The sequence below is a fragment of the Sphingomonas carotinifaciens genome, from assembly GCF_009789535.1.
GTDB lineage: Bacteria > Pseudomonadota > Alphaproteobacteria > Sphingomonadales > Sphingomonadaceae > Sphingomonas > Sphingomonas carotinifaciens.
Window position 1 is genome coordinate 22518 of sequence record NZ_WSUT01000005.1, and the last position, 19456, is coordinate 41973.

General features: G+C 66.6%; 18 protein-coding genes and 1 pseudogene. 8 read left to right on the forward strand and 11 right to left on the reverse strand.

Features of this window, described 5'->3' with window-relative positions; all coding sequences use genetic code 11:
- Positions 1 to 68: 68 nt before the first annotated feature.
- The gene (locus GQR91_RS02125) at positions 69 to 2714 is read left to right on the forward strand and encodes an EAL domain-containing protein (protein ID WP_149680986.1); all 2646 of its coding nucleotides are present in this window, start codon (positions 69 to 71) and stop codon (positions 2712 to 2714) included.
- Between the two features lies 1 nt (position 2715).
- Here the strand turns inward: GQR91_RS02125 and GQR91_RS02130 are convergent, their stop codons facing one another.
- Entirely contained in the window at positions 2716 to 3156 is a 441-nt protein-coding gene (locus GQR91_RS02130) for a DMT family transporter (protein ID WP_112381263.1), read from the reverse strand.
- 536 nt (positions 3157 to 3692) lie between these two features.
- On the opposite strand from GQR91_RS02130, the gene GQR91_RS02135 reads away from it, so the two are divergent.
- Complete coding sequence (locus GQR91_RS02135; protein WP_375781591.1) at positions 3693 to 5558, forward strand: ribonucleoside-diphosphate reductase subunit alpha; 1866 nt, start codon at positions 3693 to 3695, stop codon at positions 5556 to 5558.
- Between the two features lie 103 nt (positions 5559 to 5661).
- Positions 5662 to 6047: pseudogene (locus tag GQR91_RS02140) on the forward strand (endonuclease domain-containing protein).
- A 74-nt stretch (positions 6048 to 6121) separates the two neighbouring features.
- Here the strand turns inward: GQR91_RS02140 and GQR91_RS02145 are convergent.
- Complete coding sequence (locus GQR91_RS02145; RefSeq protein ID WP_112381266.1) at positions 6122 to 6370, reverse strand: DUF2171 domain-containing protein; 249 nt, start codon at positions 6368 to 6370, stop codon at positions 6122 to 6124.
- A gap of 26 nt (positions 6371 to 6396) precedes the next feature.
- Between GQR91_RS02145 and GQR91_RS02150 the strand changes: the two genes are divergently transcribed.
- The 3 genes from GQR91_RS02150 to GQR91_RS02160 all read left to right on the forward strand — a co-directional run bounded on the left by GQR91_RS02150 (position 6397) and on the right by GQR91_RS02160 (position 8175).
- A complete protein-coding gene (locus GQR91_RS02150; RefSeq protein WP_346266277.1) occupies positions 6397 to 6627 on the forward strand; it encodes a hypothetical protein in 231 nt (76 codons plus the stop codon).
- 56 nt (positions 6628 to 6683) lie between these two features.
- Entirely contained in the window at positions 6684 to 7742 is a 1059-nt protein-coding gene (locus GQR91_RS02155) for a ribonucleotide-diphosphate reductase subunit beta (protein ID WP_149680988.1), read from the forward strand.
- A gap of 244 nt (positions 7743 to 7986) precedes the next feature.
- Positions 7987 to 8175, forward strand: a complete 189-nt coding sequence (locus tag GQR91_RS02160; RefSeq protein WP_149680989.1) for a hypothetical protein — start codon at positions 7987 to 7989, stop codon at positions 8173 to 8175.
- 52 nt (positions 8176 to 8227) lie between these two features.
- On the opposite strand, the gene GQR91_RS19440 is transcribed toward GQR91_RS02160, so the two are convergent.
- The 5 genes from GQR91_RS19440 to GQR91_RS02185 form a co-directional block, all read right to left on the reverse strand.
- A complete protein-coding gene (locus GQR91_RS19440) occupies positions 8228 to 8788 on the reverse strand; it encodes a thermonuclease family protein (RefSeq protein ID WP_235903841.1) in 561 nt (186 codons plus the stop codon).
- Positions 8789 to 8829: 41 nt separating this feature from the next.
- Positions 8830 to 9171 carry an HNH endonuclease gene (locus tag GQR91_RS02170; protein WP_149680990.1) on the reverse strand — a complete coding sequence of 114 codons (342 nt, stop codon included), beginning with the start codon at positions 9169 to 9171 and terminating at the stop codon, positions 8830 to 8832.
- A 108-nt stretch (positions 9172 to 9279) separates the two neighbouring features.
- On the reverse strand, positions 9280 to 9885 hold the full coding sequence (locus tag GQR91_RS02175; protein WP_149680991.1) for an opacity protein: 606 nt from the start codon (positions 9883 to 9885) through the stop codon (positions 9280 to 9282).
- Positions 9886 to 10295: 410 nt separating this feature from the next.
- Positions 10296 to 10637 (reverse strand): DNA primase, encoded by a 342-nt coding sequence (locus tag GQR91_RS02180; protein ID WP_112381753.1) that lies wholly within the window; start codon positions 10635 to 10637, stop codon positions 10296 to 10298.
- Between the two features lie 69 nt (positions 10638 to 10706).
- On the reverse strand, positions 10707 to 11942 hold the full coding sequence (locus GQR91_RS02185; RefSeq protein ID WP_149680992.1) for a multidrug effflux MFS transporter: 1236 nt from the start codon (positions 11940 to 11942) through the stop codon (positions 10707 to 10709).
- Between the two features lie 131 nt (positions 11943 to 12073).
- On the opposite strand from GQR91_RS02185, the gene GQR91_RS02190 reads away from it, so the two are divergent.
- A complete protein-coding gene (locus tag GQR91_RS02190) occupies positions 12074 to 13030 on the forward strand; it encodes an isopenicillin N synthase family dioxygenase (protein ID WP_149680993.1) in 957 nt (318 codons plus the stop codon).
- An 80-nt stretch (positions 13031 to 13110) separates the two neighbouring features.
- Here GQR91_RS02190 and GQR91_RS02195 read toward each other — a convergent pair whose 3' ends face one another.
- The 4 genes from GQR91_RS02195 to hflK all read right to left on the reverse strand — a co-directional run bounded on the left by GQR91_RS02195 (position 13111) and on the right by hflK (position 18428).
- Positions 13111 to 14652 carry a helicase HerA-like domain-containing protein gene (locus GQR91_RS02195; RefSeq protein ID WP_149680994.1) on the reverse strand — a complete coding sequence of 514 codons (1542 nt, stop codon included), beginning with the start codon at positions 14650 to 14652 and terminating at the stop codon, positions 13111 to 13113.
- A gap of 100 nt (positions 14653 to 14752) precedes the next feature.
- Positions 14753 to 16294: a Do family serine endopeptidase gene (locus tag GQR91_RS02200; RefSeq protein WP_149680995.1), complete on the reverse strand. Its 1542-nt coding sequence runs from the start codon at positions 16292 to 16294 to the stop codon at positions 14753 to 14755.
- Positions 16295 to 16434: 140 nt separating this feature from the next.
- Entirely contained in the window at positions 16435 to 17301 is an 867-nt protein-coding gene (gene hflC, locus GQR91_RS02205; protein WP_174236578.1) for a protease modulator HflC, read from the reverse strand.
- Complete coding sequence (gene hflK, locus GQR91_RS02210; protein ID WP_112381272.1) at positions 17298 to 18428, reverse strand: protease modulator HflK; 1131 nt, start codon at positions 18426 to 18428, stop codon at positions 17298 to 17300. Before hflK ends, hflC begins: the two co-directional genes overlap by 4 nt.
- 70 nt (positions 18429 to 18498) lie before the next feature.
- Here hflK and GQR91_RS02215 point away from each other — a divergent pair, with 70 nt between their 5' ends.
- Entirely contained in the window at positions 18499 to 19449 is a 951-nt protein-coding gene (locus GQR91_RS02215; RefSeq protein WP_149680996.1) for an Mrp/NBP35 family ATP-binding protein, read from the forward strand.
- Positions 19450 to 19456: the final 7 nt, after the last annotated feature.

Here is a 19456-nt window from a genome sequence, read left to right on the forward strand (position 1 = left end):
GGCGGACAGCCGGCATTAACCACATCCACTGTCCAGTTTCGCAACTTGAGCCACTTAGCGTCGACGTCATGTTGCGATCAGCCCTTCTTGACGGACCCGTATCGATCGCCTGCCTGCTGGGACTTGCCGAGGATGAGCGCGATCAGGTGGCGATTCTCCAGCATGTCCGGCAAGACCAGCTTGCCGCCACCTGGCCCTTTGCGGTGGTGGCGCAGGCGGCGGCTTCCGCCTTTCTGATCGTCATGCTGGCACGCAGTGGCCAGACCGTCGCGTTGATGCCCGCCGCGCTGTTCACGGGGCTGGCGCTGCTCCTGTCGGGGAGCAGCATGCCGCTGCTCCGCTGGATGGTGCGCGAACGCTGGCATCCTTTCCAGCGGCACCGCGTCCTTGCCACTGTCGCCGCACTTCTCGCCGCGACGCTTACCATGCAGATGTGGATCGCGACCGATCTGCCCGATCCGGTGCGGCTCGGCTGCATGGTGGCGCTGGCCGGCGCGATCGGGCTGAGCGTCGTGGCCGCGCATGACGTGCGACCGATGACGCTGGGGCTGGCCGCCGGGCTGGCCTTGACCATCGGCGCGCTGAAGGGGGTGGATGCGACGTTCGTCACCGCACTGTCGTGCCTGGGCGCCCTGATCCTGGTCAACCGGCGGCTGGGGCTGGTCGACCGGGCGACCGCCGACACGCACGCGCAGCAATCGGTCGAGAGCCGCACCGCCGCCAAGATGGTGGCGGAGTTCGAGAATCAGGGCACCGGCTGGTTCTGGGAAACGGACCGGCATGGCCGCGTCACCTATCTGACCGACAAGGTTGCCGCCGACCTGGCCCGCTGCGGCATGCGCACGACCGACGCGGCGCTGGCCGATCTGTTCCGCGTCGATGCGCTGGCCCTTGGCGCCGAACGCACCCTGGCCTTTCACCTCGCCTCCCGCACCGCCTTTTCGGACTATTCGGTCTGCGCCGCCGCCGATGCGGAGGGTGCGCGCTGGTGGTCGATCTCGGGGCGGCCGATGATCGACTCGCTCGGCCGGTTCCAGGGCTTTATCGGCTCGGGCACCGACCTGACCGAAAAGCGGCGTTCCCAGGCGGAGATCACCCGTCTCGCCCTGTCCGACAGCCTGACTGGCCTCGCCAATCGCCAGCGGATGCGCACCGCCCTCGACAAGACGCTGGCACGCGATTCCGGCCCCTACCGGCCTGCCAGCCTGTTCCTGCTCGATCTCGACCGGTTCAAGGCGGTCAACGACACGCTGGGCCATCAGGCGGGCGATACGCTGTTGAAACAGGTGGCCCGGCGGCTGGAGGAATGTGTCGGCGATGCCGGGCTGGTCGGCCGACTGGGCGGCGACGAGTTTCAGGTGCTGCTTCCCGATATCGATGCCCGCGAACGGCTGGGGCGGCTGGCGCGCACGATCATCACCGCCCTTTCCCAGCCCTATATGATCGAGGACGGCGCGGTCACGATCGGCTGCTCGATCGGCATCGCCATGGCCCCCCAGCACGGCCAGGATGGCGAGACGCTGGTCCGCAATGCCGACCTTGCCCTTTATGCCGCCAAGGGCGACGGGCGCGGCGTCCACCGCTTCTATGCCGACGAGATGCTGGAAGGCGCGCGCACCCGCCAGCGGCTGGAATCCGATCTGCGCGAGGCGCTGGCGCAGGGCAGCTTCCACCTGGCCTATCAGCCGATCGTCGCAACCGGCGACGCCCGCATCGTCGGTTACGAGGCGCTGCTTCGCTGGACGCATCCGACGCGCGGCGCCGTCTCGCCGGCCGAGTTCGTGCCCATCGCCGAGGAGTGCGGCCTGATCGAACCGCTGGGCGAATGGGTGTTGCGCACCGCCTGTCGCGAGGCGGCACGCTGGCCGGGCGGAGTGCGGGTCGCGGTCAACGTCTCGCCGATCCAGTTCGCCAATCGCCGCCTGCCCGATCTGGTCGCCAGCGCGCTCGCCCATGCCGGCCTCGCCCCGGACCGGCTGGAGCTGGAGATCACCGAGGGCGTGTTCCTCGACGGATCGACGGATACCGACCAGATGTTCAAGGCGCTGAAGGGCCTGGGCATCCGTCTGGCACTGGACGATTTCGGCACCGGCTATTCCAGCCTCGGCTATCTGCGCACCGCGCCGATCGACAAGATCAAGATCGACCAGTCCTTTGTCCGCGGCACCGCGCAGCCCGGCAACCGCAACGCCGCGATCGTGCGTGCGATCGTGACGCTGGCCGACACGCTGGGCATGGAAACCACGGCCGAAGGTGTCGAGCATCAGGACGAGATCGCGCTCCTCGCCGATCTGGGGTGCAGCCATATTCAGGGCTTCGTCTATGGCCAGCCGGCCAATGCCGACGATGCACTGGCGCAACTATCCGCCAGGCGCGGCTATGCCACTGCAAGCGGATTCCGGGTCAGCCGTGCGCCACGCGTCAAGATGCTGCGCTCCGCCCGCGTCGCGGTCCGGGATGCGGGTGGTGCGGTGATCGACGGCGATGTCCGCATCCGCGACATGTCCGCGACGGGAGCGATGATCGACGGCCTTGCCATCGACGGCGAGGCGGTGGGCGTCGACCTGTTGATCGAGCTGCTCGAAGACCAGATGTTCACCGCCCAGGTTCGCTGGGCCCGCGATGGCCGCGCCGGCATCCAGTTTGCCGAGCATTTCAATCTGGAGCGGCTGAACCCGCCCGCACGATCGCTGCGCCAGGCGGGTGAGCGCTGACCTATCCGCGCCGGACCAGCACCGCGCCGGCGATCACCAGCGCGGCGCCCAGCAGCTTGGGTATCGTCACCGGGTCGGTCCGGAGCCCCAGCAGGCCGAAATGATCGAGCGCGAGAGCGGTCGCCAACTGGCTGGCGATCGCGATGGTCAGCGCGGTCGCCAGCCCCAGTCGCGGCGCGGCGAAGGCGATCGCCGCGACGAACCCTGCCCCATAGAAGCCACCGAGCCACGCCCAGGACGGCGCCCCCCGCAGCGCCGCCGGCGCGGTGCGGTCCAGCGCCGTCCAGGCGACCAGCAGCACCACCGTGCCGACCACGAAGGACACCAACGCGGCCAGGAGCACCGACCCCGATGTTCTGGCAAGAGCCGCATTGGTCGGCGCCTGAACGGCGATGCCGATTCCGGCGAGCAGGATTAGGATGAAGGGCAGGCCGAGGGACATGGCTTTCCCGTATCGACGGCCAGCGCACCGTTCAACTCGGGCGGGATCCGCGCGCTCACCTGGCCGCCTGGGGACACCGAAGCTGGTGGTCTGATCACGATGCCCGACACCATCCCTTGTGCTGGCCCGCGCAATTTGCCGCCCAAAAAAATATTTTGCCTCTTGCGCTTCGCGAACCCCGCAGACATCCATGCGTCGCACCGGACGGGGCCGCATCGGCCCCCGGAACCGATGCTCGTCTCACCGCTTATCCTCTTGCGAGCCTGACGCGGATTATACACAAGCGCTGGTATAAGACGCGAGGGGCCCACCCAAGCTCTGGTATGAACACGGCCGATCCACGATGGCTCGGCGGGGGTGTCGTGCGCGCGAAATGCGATGCATGATCTCTTTTTGTTCTAACAATCCAGCTGCTTGGGGTTAGACTGGGCAAACGCCACGAGTCGAACGAATTGAGAACAAGGAGCGGCTTCGCGATGGACTTCAGCCGGGACAGCGACATGACCACCGACACGATCGACAAGGGCCAGACCAGCATGGCGCTCGACACCACCCCTGCCCCCGCGGCAGCGGACAGCAAGGCGATTCGGCCCCAGCCCTATCCGGTCGAGGTCGATCACGCGCGCGACGCGAACCTGACCGATTTCGGCAAGGAGACGCTGAAGGACCGCTATCTGCTCCCGGGCGAGAGCTTCCAGGACCTGTTCGTCCGTGTCGCCTCCGCCTATGCCGATGACGCCGCCCATGCGCAGCGTCTGTACGACTATATCTCGAAGCTGTGGTTCATGCCCGCCACCCCCGTTCTGTCGAACGGCGGCACCGGGCGCGGCCTGCCCATCTCCTGCTATCTGAACTCGGTGCCGGACAGCCTGAACGGCATCGTCGACACCTGGAACGAGAATGTGTGGCTGGCCTCGCGCGGCGGCGGCATCGGCACCTATTGGGGCAATGTCCGCGGCATCGGCGAGCCGGTCGGCCTGAACGGCAAGACCAGCGGCATCATCCCGTTCGTCCGGGTCATGGATTCGCTGACGCTGGCGATCAGCCAGGGATCGCTGCGCCGCGGCTCGGCCGCCTGCTATCTCGACATCTCGCATCCCGAGATCGAGGAGTTCCTGGAGATCCGCAAACCCAGCGGAGACTTCAACCGCAAGGCGCTCAACCTTCATCACGGCGTCCTCATCCCCGACGCCTTCATGGAAGCGGTGCGCGACGGCGCCGAATGGCAGCTCAAGAGCCCCAAGACGGGCGAGGTCCGTGCCACGCTCGACGCGCGCTCGCTCTTCCAGAAGCTGGTCGAAACCCGCCTCCAGACCGGCGAGCCGTACATCGTCTTTGCCGATCACGTGAACTCGACCATGCCCAAGCATCATCGCGATCTGGGCCTGAAGGTATCGACCTCGAACCTGTGCTCGGAAATCACGCTGCCGACCGGCGTCGATCACCTCGGCAACGACCGTACCGCGGTCTGCTGCCTGTCCTCGCTCAACCTGGAAACCTGGGACCAGTGGAAGGACGACAAGCAGTTCATCGAGGACGTGATGCGCTTCCTCGACAATGTGTTGCAGGACTATATCGACCGGCACGAGCCGGGCATGGAGCGCGCCGCCTATTCCGCGGGGCGCGAGCGTTCGGTGGGCCTCGGCGTCATGGGCTTCCACTCCTTCCTCCAGGCGCGCGGCATCCCGTTCGAGGGTGCGATGGCCAAGTCGTGGAACCTGCGCATGTTCAAGCATGTCAACGCGCAGGTGAACCAGGCGTCGATGACGCTGGCGGTCGAGCGCGGGCCCTGCCCCGACGCCGCCGATGTCGGCGTGATGGAGCGTTTCTCATGCAAGATGGCGATCGCGCCGACCGCGTCGATCTCGATCATCTGCGGCGGCACCAGCGCCTGCATCGAGCCGATCCCGGCCAATATCTACACCCACAAGACGCTTTCGGGCAGCTTCGCGGTCAAGAACCCGTATCTGGAAAAGCTGCTCAACCAGAAGAGCAAGAATTCCGAGGCGGTGTGGAGCTCGATCCTGGAGCATGGCGGCTCGGTCCAGCATCTCGACTTCCTGACCCAGGAGGAAAAGGATGTGTACAAGACCAGCTTCGAGATCGACCAGCGCTGGCTGCTCGAACTGGCCGGTGACCGCACGCCGTTCATCGACCAGGCACAGTCGCTCAACCTGTTCATCCCGGCCGATGTCGAGAAGTGGGACCTGCTGATGCTCCACTTCCGCGCCTGGGAACTGGGCATCAAGTCGCTCTATTATCTGCGTTCCAAGTCCGTCCAGCGCGCCGGCTTCGCCGGTTCGGAAGGGTCGGGCGGCGTCGAGGCGGACAACACGATCGACAAGCCGAAGTTCGATCTGGGCGAGTCCACCGACTATGACGAATGCCTGGCGTGTCAGTGAGGTGATCGGGCGAGGGTAGCGGATTGCCCTCGCCCTGAACGCCTCTCCCATCGGGAGAGGAAGGGGCCCGCCCGGCAAGGCCGGGTGGGAAGGTGAGGGCGAGATGAAGCTCTACGATCAGCAACCGGGTGGCACGACCGCCAAAGCCCGTCAGCTTCGTCGCGAGGCCCCCGCGCCCGAACGCCGCCTGTTGCGCGCTCTGCGCGAAAGTCTTCCCGCCCTGAAATGGCGCCATCAGGTCCCTGTCGGCCCTTCTTATGCTGACATATTCTGTTTTCGGAACGTCTCGTGATCGAAGTCGATGGTGATACGCATGGCTTGACCGCCCCTGCCGATGCCTCGCGCGCGGCACTGATGGCGCATGCCGGGTATCGCACGCTTCGTATCGCGAACGGCGACGTCACCAACAATCTTGACGGCGTTCTCGCCCATATCGCGTCGCATTTCGGTGTCCGGCATATGGCAAAGGAAAAGGGCGGCACCGCATGACCGGCACCGCCCTCACCCTTCCGCGGCCTGTCGGCCGCTCCCTCCCTCTCCCGGCGGGAGAGGGACGTGACGGATCACTCCGTCTCTTCGAACGTCACCGCTTCGGCGCCGTTGGCGGAAAGGCGGACCTTGCCGTCCTCGATGTCCGCGACCAGGCCGACCGAGATGTAATGATGCTTGGCGCCCTGCCCGTCCTCGGTCTGCGGCGAATCGTTCTTCGTCAGCTTGATGCGGTCACCTTCGACATGGTCGACGGTGCCGACATGCGTGCCGTCCGCGCCGATGACTTCTGCGTGTTCCTGGATCTGGCTGATATCGACCATCGTTTTCCTCCTGTGATGGGTTCGACGTGCCAACGCACCGCACCCGAAATGGTGGCATCGTGACCGGCTGGGCGATCATGTATATCGTCGCCGGCGTGCTCGCCCTGATCGGCGGCGCGCTGCTGCTGGCGCTCACCCGTCCGCAAAGCGCGGGCAAGGTCTATGCCTATCGCATGATCGGCATCATGGCGCTGGCCGGCGCCGCCTCGCTCGCCGCCTCCGCCGCGGCGCTCAAGGCATGGAGCATCGCGCCATGACTGCGACGCCACCGGCGCCGCCCATTCCTTCCCCTTCTTCGTACCGGAGTAATCCCATGTCCCTCCTTCAGGCCTCCAAGCAGTACAAGCCGTTCGAATACCCCTGGGCGTTCGAGTTCTGGAAGCGTCAGCAGCAGCTCCACTGGCTCCCCGAAGAGGTGCCGCTGGGCGAGGATTGCCGCGACTGGGCGCAGAAGCTGTCGGATCACGAGCGCAACCTGCTCACCCAGATCTTCCGCTTCTTCACCCAGGCCGATGTCGAGGTGCAGGACTGCTACCACGAGAAATACGGCCGCGTGTTCAAGCCGACCGAGATCAAGATGATGCTGACCGCGTTCAGCAACATGGAGACGGTGCACATCGCCGCCTACAGCCATCTGCTCGACACGATCGGCATGCCCGAAAGCGAGTATGGCGCCTTCCTCGAATATGCCGAGATGAAGGAAAAGCATGATTACATGCAGAATTTCGGCGTCGATTCGGACGAGGACATCGCCCGCACGCTGGCCATGTTCGGCGGCTTCACCGAGGGCGTTCAGCTGTTCGCCTCGTTCGCGATGCTGATGAACTTCCCGCGCTTCAACAAGATGAAGGGCATGGGCCAGATCGTCACCTGGTCGATCCGCGACGAAAGCCTGCACTGCGAGGGCATCATCAAGATGTTCCACACCTTCTGCCACGAGCGTCAGTGCCTGACCAAGGCGGTGAAGGACGACATCGCCGATGTCTGCCAGACGACGATTCGCCTGGAGGATAATTTCATCGACCTCGCCTTCGAAATGGGCCCGGTCGAGGGGATGAAGCCCAAGGAGATCAAGAAGTATATCCGCTATATCGCCGACTGGCGGATGGGCCAGCTCGGCCTGAAGCCGATCTACATGATCGACGAGCATCCCCTGCCCTGGCTCGCGCCGATGCTGAACGGCGTCGAGCACGCCAACTTCTTCGAGCAGCGCGCCACCGAATATTCCAAGGCCGCGACCAAGGGCCAGTGGAACGACGTGTGGGATTCGTTCGACAAGCGCCAAAAGGCCAAGGGCGCCAAGCCGGCGAACGAGGAAGCTCCCGCGGGCATGGGCGACATGTTCTCGCAAGCCGGGGTGGCTGCCGCGTAAGCGCTTTTTCTCAAGTTCCAGCGGGAGTGGCGCCAATGCTATTAGCATCTCCGTCACTCCCTACACTCTTTAGGAAGGAGACCCGCATGAGTACAGGCTAACCGCAGGCCAACATGACAAGGCGTGAAAACGGGCTATTGCACATAGACTTAACAGAACGCTCAACCGGAATACTGGAGGCTAGTAAGTTTTCTCTCGCAATCAGCAGGACAAACGATCGCCTGTAAGGTTGGATATATCCGGGATGATGGAGTTTGACATGACTTCACTAACCTTCTGGACGTCCATGGATCGCGACTTCATGTGGCGCTGGCACTGCTTTGACGGTAAGAATGTGGCGATGCATTCCACCGAGAGCTACTTCAATCGGTCTGATGCCGAGATTGCCATTGCTCAAGCAAAGCGTCAGATGATCCAGGCACTAGCCAGTTGAGCGGGCGGGCAATCACGTGATTGCCCGCCTTCAACCCAAAATATATAACTGGTCAACACCACCCCCGCCGCTTGCCCCCTGCATAGGGCCGCGCCAGCCCCTCCTCGACGAGTTGCGCGCCCAGCGACACGCCGTCGCGGCTGACCACCGCCAGCTTGCGCCCATATTTGTCGCGCGCGCGGGGCTGCGGCTCCATCACGAACGGCCCTGCGCTCAACAGTTCACGCATCCGCTCCGTCGCCGCCTCGCCCTTGCGCGCCTCGGCGGCGCAGCGGGGCGGGTGCGTTTCCGGCGTGTCGATGTCGGCGATGCGGATGGTATCGCCGCCCATGCGGAACGTGTCGCCATCCACGACGCAGTCCGCCCGTTCCCCCCGCCGGCAACGGACGAACCGGCCGCTCGCCGCCTCGCCCATCGGCGCCCACTGGCCCGGCCACAGGCGGCGCAGCACGCGTTCCAGATCGGTCACGCCGATCTCCCCCGCCACCGCATCGCCCACCTGCCGCCAGTCCGCGACATGCGGCAGGGCCAGCCCCAGCGCCAGTCCGATCAGGACGAGGCGCCCGTCACGCAGGAAACCACCCGACGAAACCCGCAAACCACTTCGTGCCATAACAATGCGTTAGGAGTCGGCCTGCGTTACAGCAACCAGCCTTAGCCTTGCATTTTCCGTGTCGGCGCATGGAAGTCGGGCGGCTTGTTGGCAATCCACCTCAGGTAACGCGCCATATCCTCGCGCGCGCGCAGGGTTTCCAGGTCGGCGAAATGCCGCGCCAGATCCGCATTGGAGACGAGCGCATGGATGGTGCGGTGGCAGATCGGATGCACCGGCACCGTCTCGCGTCCGCCCTCGCTCTTGGGCACGACATGGTGCCATTCCACCCGGCGCCCCAGCATACGGCCGCAAAGCGCGCACAGCCCGGCATCGGATACCACCGCCGCCGCCCTCGCTTCCCCAGCCGCCAACGCCGCCTTGCGCTTCACCCGTCCGCTCATGCCGCCGATATGGGGTGGCGCACGCGCAAAAGAAAACGGGGCCCGGCACCTGGCCGGACCCCGTTGATGTACGCGGTACTGGTACGCTTTTACTGGATCGGTAAACGATCAGAAGTGTGCGACGACACCCGCGGTCGGGCGGAAGCTGTCCGCGTCGCCGAAGGTCGAAACCTCGAAGCGGAAACGCAGGCCCGAGTTGCCAGTGATGCCGCCCAGACCGATGTCCTTCGGGCCGACCTCAGCGCCGACACCATAGGTCATCGCGTGGAAGTCCGGGCTGTCGTTGCCGTAGCGGGCGAAGTTCACCCAGCGATAGCCGACCTTGCCGTAGAACAGGCCGCTCTCGCCCGAACGGAAGCCGAAGCGGCCGGCGGCGCCGTAGCCCCAGTCGATCGCGCCGTCGACGCCCTTCATGGCCTCACCCTCGGCACCGACGAACACCGGGCCCAGCGGCACATTCACGCCGACGATGCCGTTGACGATCGCGCCCTGCAGCTTGCGGCCGCCGATCGCGGTGTCGGGGATGCCGTGACCGACGCGGCGGTCGAAACCTTCCCAGCCGCCCATCACCGCCACATACGGCTCGAACCCGAACGCCTTGGTGCCGTCCGGCGCCGTCGCGGGGGCCGACGAGTCGGAATAGGTGTCCTGGGCCGCTGCGGGAACGGCGACGAACGCGGCCGCAATCGCGGCTGCGAGGGAAAGCTTACGCATGAGAGATACCCTTCTTCTTCTATTTGGGGGGCCGCGATCCAGTGTGCCGCGTGGCCCGTGACCCGCTTAACCGCGCAAGCCCGCGGGAGTTGCACAAAGATGATCCCGGATGGGTGCCTTTTCCGAGGGTGTTGCTGCGACGCAACAGTTCCTGTCACTTGCATTAACGGATTATGGACGTGGCGTGGCGATGCCGCGGCGGCGCCTTGAAATTGGCGGTTTTGCGTCAATAATGAGGCACCGCTGAACCTGTCTGAGGTTGTATGCCGCCCGATGCTGCCAAGAATCACATGGGCAGGCGTGCAAATCCGCCACGCGTCATGGTGCGGAGCAACGCTACCTCGTTGTGAAGACATAAAAAAACCGGCGCTCCATCGAATGGAACGCCGGCTTCGATAACGCGTGTGGTATCAGGGACGCAGCGCGGCATCATCCTTGTCGTCGAGTTCGTCATCCTCGACGGTATCGGCGTCGAAATCGTCCTGAACGTCGTCCTCGTCGATATCGTCCTCGTCCATGGTCACCGTGGCGTCGCTTTCGCCCACCTCTTCGGAATCCATGTCCAGTTCGTCGATCGGCTCGTCCTCGGCATCGTCGTCGCCCAGATCGGGATCGACATCGGTCAGCAGCACGCCGTCGGTCGGGCCGTTGCGCGTCGCTTCCAGGATCTCGGCGCGCTGGCTTTCGTCATAGCCTTCCTCGTCCCAGCCGTCGTCGCCCGTGCCCCGGCCCTGAACCTGATGTCCGCCCATGATCGACTCCTTCTCCACAACCCATGCAAATCGTGGAGGTCGAACGGCGGGGCGCCGGGCCGGGTTCCGTCAGCCGCGGCGGAAGACGTGGCCGCGCTCGGTGACGAACACCAGGCCGAAGGCGATCAGCCCCGCCACCAGGAAGCCCGCGACCAGCGGCACGGGCGTGCCGTCGAACGCCTGACCGATCAGCGCGCCGATCACCGATCCGAAGGTGATGCTGGTAAAGCCCTGCACGCTGGAGGCGGTGCCCGCGATCCCGCCCATATTCTCCATCGCCATCGCCGAGAAGTTGGACGTCGCGAGGCCGAAGCACGCCATGGTCAGGCCCTGGAGGATGCCGAACGCCCACAGCGTCTCGTGCCCCGTCCACACCACCGCCAGATGGATCGCCGACAGCAGGATCAGCGCGGTCACCGCACCATGGCTGATCAACCGCGTACCCAGCCGCATCACGATCTGCGAGTTGAGCAGGTTCGCCACCGCCATCGTCGCCGCGGTCGTCGCGAACACCACGGCGAGCAGTGCGGGCCGGCCGAACGTCTCCGCCATGATCTGCTGTACCGAATTCAGATAACCGTACAGCGCCCCCATCAGCGCGGTGGAGGCCAGCGTATAGCCCAGCGACAGCCGGTCGCTCACCGTCTGCAACCAGCCGCGCGCGATCCGCCCCGGCGCGATCGCGAGCCGCCGCTCAGGGACCAGCGTCTCGGGCATGCGGATCGCGAACCACGCCAGCACCAGCGCGGCCAGCCCGGCGATCGCCCAGAAGATCACCCGCCATCGGCCGAAGATCAGCATGAACTCGCCGAATGCGGGCGCCAGGACCGGCACCACCATGAACACCATGAAGGCGATCGACATCACCTTGGCCATGGCGCGCCCCTGGTAACAGTCGCGCACCAGCGCCACCGTCGCCACCCGCGTCGCCGCCACCGCCGCGCCCCCGCACACCCGCGCCGCCAGCAGCAGCGTGAAGCTGCCCGCCACCGCGGCCAGCGCATTGGCGATCACATAGCCGACCAGCGCACAGATCAGCACCCGCCGCCGCCCGAACCGATCCGCCAGGGGCCCATGCGCCAGTTGCGCGACGCCGAACCCGATCAGGAAGGCGGTGATGACGAACTGGCGGGCGTTGGGGTCGCGCACATCCAGGCTGTCGCCGATCGCGGGCAGCGCAGGCAGCATCGAATCGATCCCCAGCGCCGCCAGCGCCATCAGCGCGGCGACCAGCAGTACGAATTCGACAAAGCCGATCGGCGCGCCAGGACTGTCTGGCGCGGGAGGCGAGGGGGAATCGGTCATGATCGCTGTCCATAGCGGCGCCGTGCGATGCGCGGAACCCGTCTCCGCGCGGCGTGGCGCTACCGCTATCCGCCACCGCTCACACCGCCTATATGATGGGTTCAGGACGCTTTTTGTTTGGACAGGCTTTCATGCTCGATACGCCCACGGCCCAGGTGCCGATCCTCAGCCTCAACGATCAGGCCCGTGATCCCGATGGCTTCGCCGCCAATTTCGGTGGCTCGTTCGAACGCTTCGGCTTCGCCATCGTCGCCGATCACGGCATCCCCCAGGATCTGATCGAGCGCGCCTGGGGCGAGACCCGCGCGCTGTTCGACCTGCCCGAGGACGAGAAGCGGGCATATCACGTTCCCGGCGGCGGCGGCGCGCGCGGCTACACGCCGTTCAAGACCGAGATCGCCAAGGATGCCAAGGTCGTCGACCTCAAGGAATTCTGGCATGTCGGTCGCGAGCTGCCCGCCGGGCACCGCTTCGCCGACAGGATGCCCGCCAATATCTGGCCGACCCGCCCGGAGGGGTTCAAGGATACCTTTGTCGAGCTGTTCGCCGCGTTCGACCGCGCCGGCGACCGCCTGCTCTCCGCCATCGCCCGCCACCTGAAGCTGGCGCCGGACTGTTTCGACCCGGCGGTTCGCGACGGCAATTCGGTCCTGCGCCTGCTCCACTATCCCCCCATTCCCGCCGATGCCGAAGGGGTGCGCGCCGGCGCGCATGAGGACATCAACCTCATCACGCTGCTGCTCGGTGCGGAGGAAGCCGGCCTCGAACTGCTCGACCGCGATTCGGGCCAGTGGCTTTCGATCAAGCCGCCGGAGGGCGCGATGGTGGTCAATGTCGGCGACATGCTCCAGCGCCTGACCAACCACGTCCTGCCCTCGACCACCCACCGCGTCGTCAACCCGCCGCCCGAGCGGCGCGGCCATTCGCGCTATTCGATGCCCTTCTTCCTGCATCCCGCGCCCGATTTCCTGATCGAAACGCTGCCCGGCACGATCACCGCGGACAATCCCAACCGCTACGAAACGCCGATCACCGCGCACGACTATCTCTACGAGCGCCTGGTCGAAATCGGCCTGATCAAGAAGTAAATACACGCTTCTCCCTCTCCCCTCCGGGGAGAGGGTCGGGGTGAGGGGCTGCCAAGCAGTGCAGCGCCACGTGGCAATTCTTACCCCCGGAACAATCCCCCCAGCACGCCACGCACCACCGCGCCCATCACACCGCCCCCGCCGGAGGCGCGCCGCCGCTTGCCGCCAAACACCTGCCGCCCGATCTCGTTGGCCACCTGCCGCCCCAGCGAAGAGCTCGCCGCCCGCGCCGCACTGGTCGCCATCACGTCCCAGTTGGACCTGGCCCCACCGCGCTTCGCCTCCTTCGCCGCCTCGGCTTCCGCCTTGTCCGCCGCCGCAGAAGCCGCCGCCGCTTCCGCCTTGGCCGCCAGCACCTCCTCCGCCGACTCCCGATCGACCGCAACGTCGTACCGGTCGCCCACCGCATCGGTCGCCACCAGCACGCGCCGTTCCTCCGCCGTCACCGGCCCCACCCGGCTGACCGGCGGCGCGATCAGCGTACGCGTGACGGGGGCCGGCGCGCCGTCCGCCTGCAACAGCGAAACCAGCGCCTCGCCGACCTTCAGTTCGGTGATCGCGGTCGCGACATCCACGCCGGGACTGGCACGGAATGTCTCGGCGGCCGAGCGTACCGCCGCCTGATCGCGCGGGGTAAAGGCGCGCAGCGCATGCTGCACCCGGTTGCCCAGCTGCCCCGCAATCCGCTCCGGCACATCGACGGGGTTCTGGGTGATGAAGTACACGCCGACACCCTTTGACCGGATCAGCCGCACCACCTGCTCGATCTTTTCGATCAGCGCCGGCGGCGCATCGTCGAACAGCAGATGCGCCTCGTCGAAGAAGAAGACGAACACTGGCTTGTCGGGGTCGCCCACCTCCGGCAGTTGCTCGAACAGTTCGGACAACAGCCACAGCAGGAACGTCGCATACAGCTTCGGGCTCGCCATCAACTGGTCCGCCGCCAATATGTTGACCACGCCCTGCCCGGCATCGTCGGTGCGGATCAGGTCGGATAGCGCCAGCGCCGGCTCGCCAAAGAAATGCTCCGCTCCTTGCGCACGCAACTGCAGCAACGCGCGCTGGATCGCCCCCACCGATTGCTTGGACACATTGCCATAGGTCGCGGTCAGCTCGTCCGCCCTGGCGGCACACGCGGCCAGCATCGCCTGAAGATCGTCCAGGTCGAGTAGCAACAGCCCTTCCCGGTCCGCCAGGTGGAAGGCGATGGTCAGCACCCCCTCCTGCACCGCGTTCAGGCCCATCATCCGGGCGAGCAGCACCGGCCCCATCTCGCTCGCCGTGGCGCGCACCGGATGGCCCTGCCGCCCGAACAGGTCCCAATATTGCACCGGCATCGCCGCATAGGCCCAGTCGGTCAGCCCCACCTCCGCCGCGCGCGTCGTGAAAGCACCGTGTGTCCTGGCGGTCGGCGATCCCGCCATGCCCAGCCCGGACAAGTCGCCTTTCACATCCGCGACGAAGCTCGGCACCCCGGCGCGTGCGAACCCCTCCACCATGCGCTGCAGCGTCACCGTCTTGCCCGTGCCCGTCGCACCGGCGATCAGGCCGTGCCGGTTGGCGCGGTGCAGGTCGAGGATCTGGGGCGTCGCCCCATCGGAGCCGAGGAAGATGCCGTGCATCGCGCCAGCCTATCGCGCCAGCCCCAAAAGAAAAGGACCGCCGCAGTTTCCTGCGACGGTCCCCTGTATCGATGCCAAAGGCGTCTCGATGCCGGATGGCTTACTTGATCTTCACTGGGATCAGGCCGCGCTGACCACGCGCCCGCTGCACCAGCATCAGCACCTGCGTACGGCCGGCCGACTTGGCCTCGGCCACGACCCGCTGCACGTCCGCGGCGGCGCGCACCTGCGTGCCGTTGATCGCCGAGATCACATCGCCGCGCTTCAGCTTGCCGGCCGCATCGCTCGACTGGTCGACCGCGGCGATCACCACGCCCTGCACCGTCGAATCGACGCCCACCGCCCGCGCGATCGCCGGGGTCAGCGGCTGTACGGTCAGGCCGATGCCGTTGCCGGCTGCTGCCGGAACCTCCGCATCGTCGTCCGATTCCGGGAAGGCATTGGCATCACCGCCGGCCAGCGCGGTCAGTTCCTCATTGGAGGGACGCACCGCCGCGGTTGCGGTCACCGTTACCGGCTTGCCGCCGCGCAACACGTCGAGGCGCACCTGCGAGCCCGGCTTCACGTTCGCGACGAGGTAAGAAAGCGTCGAGTCCGGGTTTACCGCCTGACCGTTCACCTTGGTCACCACATCGAACCCGCGCAGGCCGGCCTTGGCCGCCGGACCGTTCGGCTCGACACTGGCGATCACCTCGCCCTGGTTCTTGGGAATGCCCAGCGAGGCCGCAACATCGTCGGTGACGGGCCCGCCGATCGACACGCCCAGATACCCGCGCTCGATCTTCTCGCCGCGCCGCATCGTGTCGATGATCGGCTTGGCGTCCTCGGCCGGAATGGCAAAGCCGATGCCGATATTGCCACCAGACTGCGAGAAGATCTGGCTGTTAATGCCGATGACGTTGCCGTTCATGTCGAACATCGGGCCGCCGGAATTGCCCTGGTTGATCGCCGCGTCGGTCTGGATGAAGCGGTCGTTCGCGCCGCCCTGCCCGGTCACGCGGTGCACTGCCGAGACGATACCCGCCGTCACCGTCGAGTTCAGCCCGAACGGATTGCCGATCGCCACCACCCAGTCGCCGACCCGCGCCCGCGCCGAATCGCCGAAGCGCACGAACGGCAGGTCGGTCGCCTGGATCTTGAGCAGCGCGAGGTCGGACGTTTCGTCACGCCCGATCACCTTGGCGGTATATTCCTTTCGATCGGGCAGCGTCACCGTGATCGAATCGACCTGCGCGCCCTGCGCCGGGGCGATGACGTGGTTGTTGGTCACCACATAGCCGTCGGGCGAGATGATGAAGCCCGAGCCGAGCGAGGCACCCTCGCGCTTCTGCGGCGCACCGCCGCCACCGCCCGGCCCGCCCGGTCCGCCGAACTGGCCGAACAGGCCCTCGAACGGCGTGCCGGCGAACGGATTGGCCTGCGGGCGCACCGTGATCGACTGCTTGGTGGAGATGTTGACCACGGCCGGCTGCAACTTGGCGACCATGTCGGCGAAGCTCATCGGCGCGCCCTGGCGCGGGGCAACTGCCTGGATCGAACCGGGCTCGTTCTGCGCGACCTGGGCGTTGCCCGGCTGCAAAGCCAGGGTCGCGGTCGCACCGCCGAGAAGGAGCGCACTGGTAATGGCGTAGGCGTAACGCACGTCTAGGGTGTTCCTCTCAGATGAAGAATTCTGCAAACCGTGGCCTATTTGCCACGCTTCGGCTGAACCCTGCTTGAATATGAACGATTGGACAGCGGATCAGGTCCGATGCGGCCAAGAATTACGGCCGCATCGTTCCTTCATCGCCCACGTCCCTCGAACTCCCTCAGATAACTGTTGTTTGGCGACATGATGATCGAGGTCGAACCCTCCGGCGCCGGTCGGCCATCGGCCCCGAACGTCCGGCGATAGGACTGCATCGCCCGGTAGAAGTCGTAGAAGTCCGCATCCTTGCCGAATGCGCCGGCATAGATTCGCGCGGCTTCGGCGTCGGCCTCGGCGCGCACGATCTGCGCCTGCTTCTGCCCCTCGGCCGCGATGGTGATCGCCTCCTGCTGACGCGCGGACTGCATCCGGCGCAGCGCGCTCTGCAACGGCGTGCCCTGCGGCAGGTCGGCTTCCTTGATGCGCACATCCACGATCTGCACGCCATATTGCTGCGCCACGCGCTGCAACCCGTCCTGGATCGCGTCCATCACCCGCCCGCGCTCCGGGCTGAGCAGTTCGACGAAGCGCCGCTTGCCCAGTTCGTTGCGCAGCGCCGAGCCGAAGATCGGGCGAAGCTGGTTGGCGACGCCGTCCTCGCTGCCCGCCGTCGCCAGCATCAGCCGCGGATCGACCACCCGGAAACGCGCGAACGCATCGACATTGACGCGCAACTGGTCGGTCGACAGCACCTGGGTGTTTTCCAGATCCAGGTCCAGCACCCGCTTCTCGACCCAGACGATCCGGTCGACAAAGGGCAGCCGCATGATCAGGCCGGCACCGGTCTGGCCCAGTTCCTGGCCCGGCTGGTACCGGTTGATGACGCGGATCGGCTGTTGCAGCCGGTACACCACCGCCTGCTTGGTTTCCGGCACGATCGCAAAGGTCGCCGCCGCCAGGATGACGGCCAGCAGCGCGATCACGCCGAGCACCACGGGGTTGCGGAGCGACAGGCCGTTCACTGGCCGCCCTCCTGCGCCGGGACCGGCGTCGTCGTGGCGGCATCGGGCACGCGCCGCGCCGTCGGGGGCAGCGGCAGGTACGGCACCACCCCGCCGGGCGTTTCCACGATCGTCTTGTCCGTCTTGGCCAGCACGGCCTCCATCGTATCGTAATACATGCGGCGGCGCGTCACTTCGGGCGCCAGCCGGTATTCGGCATACACCTTGTCGAACGACGCGGCCTCGCCCTGTGCGGCGGCGATCACCTGTTGCCGGTACGACCGCGCCTGGTTCAGCGCGGCGGCCGCTTCCTGCTGTGCCGCCGTCACCTTGTTGAAGTCGTCGACGATCTGCGTCGGCGGCGTCGCCTGCTTGATCGACACGCCCTGCACCCGCACGCCCGACTTATACTGGTTGAGCAGGTCCTGGGTCAGGTCCTGCACCCGCTGCTCGATCGTCGTCCGGCCGGAGCCCAGCGCCTGTTCCAGCGTGGTGGTGGCGATCACCGCGCGCATCGCGCTTTCCGCGGCGGCGCGCACCGTCGCCTGCGGCTCGGCCAGCTGGAAGGTGAAGTCGCGCGGATTGGCGATATCCCAGCGCACCGAATAGGTCAGGTCGACGATGTTCTGGTCGCCGGTCAGCGTCAGGTTCTCGCCCGACCCTTCCGGAAAATTCTCGGTGCGGATCTTCTGTACGTCCAGCACGCGCACGCTGGCGATCGGGGCCGGCGGCGTGATCTGGATACCGGGCGACAGGATGCCGGCATAGCGCCCGAAATAGGTCACCACGCCGCGCTGCTGCGGCCCGATCGGGTGGATCGAGGTGTAAAGCACCCAGATGCCCAGAATGATCGCAACGCCGATCAGCCACAGCGCGCGGGCATTGGGCGATCCCGGCATGCCGCCAAAGCCGCCCCCGCCGCCGCCCGGCCCGCCGGAACGGGCCTTGCGCAGGAACTCGTCCAGCGCGGTCGGCTTGGCACCGGTCCGCCGGCCGCCCGGCGGCACGGCCCAGGGATTACGCGGGCCACCGCCCGATCCGTTTCCATCCGATCCGCCACCCTCGTCGCCCGATCCGCCCCAAGGGCCCTTCGGTGTCTCTGCGGCAAGGATCGGAGGGCGCTTCAACCAGCCCGGCAAGGTTCTCATGGGGACTGTATAGGAAGGGTCGCGCGACAAAAACAGTGCCAAGCGGGGACAAGCATCCTATCTGGCCGCCATGGCACTGATCGATGAAGTAAAGGCGGCGGTGGCCGCAGTGGCGGGCAAGCGCGCCGCGATCCGCATGGAGGGCACCAAAGCCGGCATCGTGCTGGACGCGACCGGGCTGGGTGCGGGCGCCCGCGACCGGATGGAGGCGGACGTTCGCGCCGCCGCCGGGCGGCCGGGTGTCACCGAGGTGCGCGTCGTCGTCACCGCCGAGCGGATCGGCCGCAAGCTGATCGCGGTCGCCAGCGGCAAGGGCGGCGTCGGCAAGTCGACGCTGTCCGCCAATCTCGCCATCGCGCTCGCGCGTGCGGGGCGCCGGGTCGGGCTGGTCGATGCCGACATATACGGCCCTTCGCAGCCGCGCCTGATGGCGGCGGAGGGCACGAAGCCCGTGGCGCATGACGGCAAGCTGCAACCAGTTCCCACCCCTTACGGCGTGCCGCTCCTGTCGATGGGCCAGCTGGTGGAGGCCGACCGCGCGATCGCGTGGCGCGGGCCGATGGCGGCGGGCGCGCTCGGTCAGCTCGTCGACGGCGACTGGGGGGCCAGCGACACGCTGGTGCTCGACCTGCCGCCCGGCACCGGCGACGTGCAGCTCACCATGGTGCAGAAGCATCGCCCGGCCGGCGCGATCATCGTCTCCACCCCGCAGGATCTGGCGCTGATCGACGCGCGCCGCGCGATCGATTTGTTCGCCAAGGCCGGCATCCCGATCATCGGCCTGGTCGAGAACATGGCCGGCTATTGCTGCCCGCATTGCGGCGGCTTTTCCGACCCGTTCGGGCTCGGCGGCGCGGAAGCCGCCGCCAACGACCTCGACATCCCCTTTCTCGGCCGGGTGCCGCTCACCGTCGCGATCCGCACCGCATCGGATGCCGGCCGCCCGCCCGCGGCCGAGGCGGACGATACGGTGTTCGCGCCGATCGCCGCACAGGTGAACGCATGGCTTGCGCGCGCATGAAACCAAT

Bases quoted from the DNA above. Each gene is read 5' to 3' on its own strand.
- GQR91_RS02135 (WP_375781591.1), top strand. From the start codon at position 3,693: ATGGCGCTCGACACCACCCCTGCCCCCGCGGCAGCGGACAGCAAGGCG.
- GQR91_RS02160 (WP_149680989.1), top strand. From the start codon at position 7,987: ATGATGGAGTTTGACATGACTTCACTAACCTTCTGGACGTCCATGGAT.
- GQR91_RS02180 (WP_112381753.1), bottom strand. From the start codon at position 10,637: ATGGGCGGACATCAGGTTCAGGGCCGGGGCACGGGCGACGACGGCTGG.
- hflK (WP_112381272.1), bottom strand. From the start codon at position 18,428: ATGAGAACCTTGCCGGGCTGGTTGAAGCGCCCTCCGATCCTTGCCGCA.
- GQR91_RS02170 (WP_149680990.1), bottom strand. From the start codon at position 9,171: ATGAGCGGACGGGTGAAGCGCAAGGCGGCGTTGGCGGCTGGGGAAGCG.
- GQR91_RS02215 (WP_149680996.1), top strand. From the start codon at position 18,499: ATGGCACTGATCGATGAAGTAAAGGCGGCGGTGGCCGCAGTGGCGGGC.
- GQR91_RS02185 (WP_149680992.1), bottom strand. From the start codon at position 11,942: ATGACCGATTCCCCCTCGCCTCCCGCGCCAGACAGTCCTGGCGCGCCG.
- GQR91_RS02125 (WP_149680986.1), top strand. From the start codon at position 69: ATGTTGCGATCAGCCCTTCTTGACGGACCCGTATCGATCGCCTGCCTG.
- GQR91_RS02175 (WP_149680991.1), bottom strand. From the start codon at position 9,885: ATGCGTAAGCTTTCCCTCGCAGCCGCGATTGCGGCCGCGTTCGTCGCC.
- GQR91_RS19440 (WP_235903841.1), bottom strand. From the start codon at position 8,788: ATGGCACGAAGTGGTTTGCGGGTTTCGTCGGGTGGTTTCCTGCGTGAC.
- GQR91_RS02195 (WP_149680994.1), bottom strand. From the start codon at position 14,652: ATGCACGGCATCTTCCTCGGCTCCGATGGGGCGACGCCCCAGATCCTC.
- GQR91_RS02190 (WP_149680993.1), top strand. From the start codon at position 12,074: ATGCTCGATACGCCCACGGCCCAGGTGCCGATCCTCAGCCTCAACGAT.
- GQR91_RS02145 (WP_112381266.1), bottom strand. From the start codon at position 6,370: ATGGTCGATATCAGCCAGATCCAGGAACACGCAGAAGTCATCGGCGCG.
- GQR91_RS02155 (WP_149680988.1), top strand. From the start codon at position 6,684: ATGTCCCTCCTTCAGGCCTCCAAGCAGTACAAGCCGTTCGAATACCCC.
- GQR91_RS02130 (WP_112381263.1), bottom strand. From the start codon at position 3,156: ATGTCCCTCGGCCTGCCCTTCATCCTAATCCTGCTCGCCGGAATCGGC.